Origin of the sequence: Paraburkholderia nemoris (genome assembly GCF_905221015.1) — a bacterium.
GTDB classification, from domain to species: Bacteria; Pseudomonadota; Gammaproteobacteria; order Burkholderiales; family Burkholderiaceae; genus Paraburkholderia; species Paraburkholderia nemoris.
Map to the genome: position 1 here is coordinate 1 of NZ_CAJNBO010000084.1, position 4,028 is coordinate 4,028.

The 4,028-nt window shown below is 61.3% G+C and carries 2 pseudogenes; both read right to left on the minus strand.

Features of this window, described 5'->3' with window-relative positions:
• A pseudogene (locus tag KHO33_RS43125) lies at positions 1 to 567 on the minus strand (IS110 family transposase); the annotation flags it as partial.
• Positions 568 to 789: 222 nt separating this feature from the next.
• Positions 790 to 3,400, minus strand: a pseudogene (locus tag KHO33_RS43130) (Tn3 family transposase).
• Between the last annotated feature and the right edge of the window lie 628 nt (positions 3,401 to 4,028).

A 4,028-nucleotide genomic window follows, 5' to 3' on the forward strand; every position in this document is an offset into this window, starting at 1 on the left:
CGCCGACAGACCGGACCCGAAGGTTGTGCAGTACCAGCAGGGAGCGGATCCGGTTGGTGTGCGCAGTCTGCTCTTTGCGCAGGCGTTCGAGCTCACGGTGCAGGCGCCGGTCGTCCTCCTGCTCGGGCGTGGGAATGCGTGCCACCGCCCACACGCGCCGCTCGCCCACGTAATAGCGCATGAGCATCGACAGCAGCTTGTCGCTGTCAAGCCGGTCTGTCTTGGCGCGACGCGCACGGCGGTTCACCTCGATGCTGGCCGAATCCACCACGAGATTGACGATGCCCTGTGCAGCCAGCCAGCGGTGCAGCCAGAAACCGTCGCGGCCTGCTTCATAACAGCTGTAGACGGGTGCGTCGGCGCCGAGATGGCAACGCGCCCTGGCGTTGGCGATGGCGGTGAGAGAACCGCCGTGGTATCACCGGCGGCGACCGTACAGCGGCTGGGCGCGCGCTGGCCATCACCCAGTGAGAGCTTCCAGTTCTTCTCGCCCAGTTCAAAAGCCATGTACAGGCGGCCACCTGCCGTCGTATTCTGCCCACGGAGGGCTGTGTCAGGCGTATCCATTTGCGTGCTCCTTCGGAGAAAACGAGTGTGCAACTCCCGTTTTACTCCAGTCGGGCTTTCTGTCGCCGCCCTCCCACATAGCATCTACCTCCAGGTTGGGCATGGCGATTTCAGATTCGCCTGTCGCGTAGAAGTCCCCGTGGCAACGGATGGTTGGAATGATCTTCGCAAGTTCGCGAGTAATAGCAGACTTCAAAGGGTTTCCTCCTCTGTGGAATGTTTTCAGGAACTGCTCGCCTTCTGCCAGGGTGCTGCGTCAAGCAGCACCTCCTGGTACATATCGATCGGAAAACTGAGCGTTCCCCGGAAATTCACATGCGCGAAATGCGCCGGCCCCATGCGGCGCAGCCAGTCATCATCGATGAGCTGCCCCTTGCGTCGCCAGTCGTCGACCGTCGCCTGCATGCGCTGCGTGTTCCACGCGATGACAAGATTCGTGAGCAACGTCAACGAGCCGGAGATCGCGATCATTTCATCGCGGCGACGTCCACGTTCCGGCGCGACCTTGCCAATGTAGATTGCGCGCTGGAGCTGGTGAACCGACTCGCCGCGGTTGAGCAGCGTATGCAGTTCACGACGAAACTCCGCGTTGCTGAAATAGTCGCACAGGAAAAGCGTGCGCAACAGCTTGCCAAGATGATCGGCGGCCCGATGCACCCGGTCGCCCTGCGCGGCGCTGCCGAACCGCTGGAGCGCGACAATCGCGCTGACCCGTCCCGACCTGATCGAGGCAACCAGCCGCAGCAGCTCGTCCCAGCCGTCGCGAATGGCCTTGAGCGATATCTCGCAGGAAATCACCGAGGCCAACCCTTCGGGCGCGACCGTTCCCCGTGGCAAATACAGCTTGCGCTCGGACAGGTTGCGCAGGCGCGGACAGAGATCGAACCCGAGCAGTTTCGACACCGCCATTGCCACATTTGTATACCCATGCGTGTCAACGGAAAGTCTGAGCAACCCGCCGTCGTTACGCGTGTCGTTGTGGCGGATGATGCCTTCAATCGCCACGCCAGCCTAGCGCTCGTTCAGAACAATCGGATAGTTATAGACGATGCCGTGTTGGTCCAGCACGTGCGTGTACATACCCACCGCGTGGGTGCGGCGTCGCGGATCGACCCGAGCGTAAAAGAGGTGCCGGGACGTATCCAGACTCATTGAATCGCTGGATGCGTGCTGTCCGGTACCCCAGAGCTCAGTGATCGGGTGTGTGCGCTGGAACTCCACCACACGGTCGTTTGCGCGGGGGAGCCGCCCTGGCATTTCGAGTGCGCGCATCGCAGCCGAGATGTGCGCCGGGTCCAGTTGCGGGATCATGGCCGCGACGCTTTTCGCGTCCAGCTCGGTGCCATGCGCAATCAGTGCCGCGTACAGCGAGACGAGTTCGTGAGCATCGCGCGCCCTGCGCGCCAGCAGCACCTCGCTGAAACCCGTGCGGGCATCCATTTCCATGACCATGTCGGCAAACTGGGCGTTGCCGATCTCCTTGAACATCAGATCGCGCGTGCGTTTCGGTATACCGTCTGTCGGCAACGCTTCGAGCGCTGACAGGTGCAGCGCGCCGTCTGGCCCGATCGTTACTCGCCCGGCCTCACGGGCTTCGTCCAGTGCGGCGAGACTCGCCTGGAGGTGGCTCGTCAGCCGCTCGAGGAACGACTCTGCTGTCGGTGGCAAACCCAGCGACGACAGATGACGGTCCCGTTCGCTTTCCCATTGCGCTGGTGGAATCAGTAACTGGTCGCGCTCGCGAAAAGACAGACTGTGATTGATCCACACCGAGCCACAGCGCAGACCCTTGCGCAAACCCGTGAGTGCAGAAGCTTCCAGGGCGCGCAGTGCACGCTTTCGATCATCGCCCTCGACGATGTCGCGCCAACTGGCGCTGACCGGCACATCACAGTCACGCGGCAGCTCGGTCGCACCGCTGTCGTGCAACTGGCCAATGAGCTCGAGCTGCCGCAAGCTCGGCTCGGCCTCCCGGCCCGCGAACGCCAGTTCGCGCAAGGGCAGCAGCAGATTGAGGATACGATGGTGATCGTCGGTCAGCGTTTCGCGAACGCTCGCTGCATGACTGGCCGGAGGTTTTTCCGACAGATCCTCGAGCAGCTTGCCGATATCGGCAAGCCTTTCTTCTGCCGGGCGACCTGAATCGTGCACGAGCGCCTTGATCGCAATCAACTGCTGCCGGTACTCCACCGCCGAGCGGGCCTGGCACAGTCATGCCTGAAGCGCCGCGCTGGGTGCGCAGAACGGCATCCGCGCGCACCAGTTGTGCTTCCGTGACAGTCGCACCGATCCGGACGAGCAGGTCGCGTTCGATTCCTGTCCATATCGAGCGGCCCAGATCCCGCAGCGTCCGGTCAGCCGGCATCAGAATCTTGCGCTCGTACAGCCAGCAGCGAGCGTGCTGGATCAACTCATCGAGGGTCAGAGACTCCCCGGCATCCTGCTGCATCCACGCTTCGAGGCCCTTCAATGCATCTGATCCGATCGACGTGAGGCCGAGATATTCGCAAGCCCAGACCTGATGGTCATACAGCGTCTTGTAGCGGCGATAGAGGGTTCGCGGCGAGGCAATTGTCGGGGTCGGCAGACTGAGTCTTTCGCCGACGTAGCGCAGCAGCTGGCGCGGGATAGTGCCCACATGGTCGAGGGTGTGGCCGCTCGCACGCAGGAAGACCAGCTGGATGGCGGCCCCGGCACGGCGATCGCGCCGGAAGCGCTCGTTTATTGAGGCTACATCACTGTCGGTCAGCGCGAAGTAGCGCTCGACATCGAATTCCGACAACCGGGTGGGCAGGCGGTCCTGTCCCACATAGCGAAATTCCAGGCCCGGCATCTCCTGCCTCCCGTCAAGGTGGCGCGATCCGAAATCGCGGGCAGGTATCTTACCGCGGACACTGGGCAGGTCCCAAAATCGTCATCTTTGCCGCCCGCAGATCCTTATAAACAAAGGCGCTCAGGAGAACCGCCAGATTTTGCACGAAAAGGACGATTACCCCGAAATATAATGCGTCACGTCAAGGCTTACCGGCTCGATAACGGTAGTTGCGACAACTCTCGAGGCAGTTACCGGCTGTCTATCGCAAGCGTCCATCAGACAATCTCATAAGACCATCACGAAAGTCCGGTTGAACGCTTCGTAAGAGTCGCTGAGAATACCTAACCTGAGCACGTGAAGGGACTGCGTCGATAAATGGACGCAAACGCCGGGATGCGGCGGCCTTCACCGACTAACAGGCTAATTTCTTCATATATGGCGCACAGTGCGATGCCATCGGCGAATGGCGCCCGGAGGCCATTTTCAGGTGAGTTCTTCCGTGAATGTTTGGCGCGGTCGGACTAGGCCCTTAATCCCAGCCCTTTCAAGGTCTTTGCGCGGCAAACCTGGTAACCTGGCGACCTGTTCAAGGACGACGGGTACGAAGGGATGTTTGACGAGGTGATGAAGCGTTTCGAGCAGCAGG